This is a genomic window from Arhodomonas sp. KWT, from assembly GCF_010993615.1.
In genome coordinates, this window is record NZ_WNXE01000516.1 from 1 (window position 1) to 1138 (window position 1138).

Genomic DNA, 1138 nt, shown 5'->3' on the forward strand with positions numbered 1-1138 from the left:
CGTCGACCTCCAGCGCCGGCGCATCGGGCTGTCCATGCGCCTGGACGACGAGGCCGGCAGCAAGGCCGGCCGGGATCAGCCGGCGGGCAAACCGGGGGGCGCCGGCAAGGGCAAAGGCAGGGGCCGGGGCGGGCGCCGTGACAACAAGCCCGAGCCGCGCCCGGAGACGGCCATGGGCGCCGCCTTCGCCGCACTGCAGGGCCAGCGCGACCGCTCCGGGCGCTGATGGCCCCGGCGCGCGTTGGGCATCGGGGCGCGGGGCGCTGGTATCATGGAGGCAGTCAGGCGTTGTGCGATTGCCATGAGTGACACCGCGTCCCGCGACGAACCGCGCTTCCCGCCGCCGCCCCGCGAGCCCGACCTCGACGAGTGCTGCGGCACGGGCTGCGACCCCTGCGTGTTCGATATCTACGACCAGCGCCTGGAGCGCTGGCGCGAGCGCTGCGCGGCGATCCGCGAGGCCCACGGGCTGCCGCCGGCCGAGGAGCCGCCGTGCTGATCAAGCTGCTGGTACTGGCGGCAGTGGTGACCGCCGCGGTGCTCTGGGTCTCGCCGGCGGCGCGGGCGTCGATCCGCCCGCACCTGCCGCGCCTGATCCTCATCGGCGCGCTGGTGGTCATCGCGCTGCTGGTCGTCACCGGCCGGCTGTCCTGGATCGGCGCGGCCATCGCCGCCACCGCCGCCGCCATCCAGCGCTTCATCCCCACCGCGATGCGCCTCGCCCCGCTGCTGCGCTTCCTCGGCAGCCGCACGGCACCCGCCGGCGGGTCCGCGGGGACACCCCCACCGTCGGGCGGCGACGACGGCCCCATGACCCGCGCCCGGGCCCTGGCCGTGCTCGGCCTGGAGAACCAGCCCGACCCACCGGACCGGGAGGCCGTGCTCGCCGCCCATCGCCGGCTCATCCAGCACTGTCACCCCGACCGCGGCGGCTCCGGCTACCTCGCGGCACAGCTCAACGAGGCCCGGGACTGCCTCCTCGGAGACGACCGCGCCGCCTGAGCGGGCGGCCGGGCATACGCCCGGGCGCGCCGGGGCTGATAGACTGCTCCCGCAAGCGATTCGCGCGGACGAACAAGGGCCCGAGGCGATGTACCACCGATTCTTCGGACTGGAGCACGACCCCTTCCGGCTGACC

General features: G+C 75.5%; 3 protein-coding genes. All 3 read left to right on the forward strand.

What is annotated here, in order from left to right; genetic code table 11:
- Nucleotides 1-226: hypothetical protein (locus G7A99_RS20350; RefSeq protein ID WP_163143675.1), on the forward strand; the 226-nt coding region annotated here is incomplete at its 5' end.
- A gap of 75 nt (nucleotides 227-301) precedes the next feature.
- A complete protein-coding gene (locus G7A99_RS20355) occupies nucleotides 302-499 on the forward strand; it encodes an oxidoreductase-like domain-containing protein (protein ID WP_163143677.1) in 198 nt (65 codons plus the stop codon).
- Nucleotides 493-1002, forward strand: a complete 510-nt coding sequence (locus tag G7A99_RS20360; protein WP_163143679.1) for a hypothetical protein — start codon at nucleotides 493-495, stop codon at nucleotides 1000-1002. The genes G7A99_RS20355 and G7A99_RS20360 overlap by 7 nt, the downstream gene beginning before the upstream one ends.
- Nucleotides 1003-1138 lie beyond the last annotated feature (136 nt).

Excerpts from the sequence above, each read along its gene's own strand:
- G7A99_RS20355 (WP_163143677.1), top strand. The coding sequence starts at position 302 with ATGAGTGACACCGCGTCCCGCGACGAACCGCGCTTCCCGCCGCCGCCC.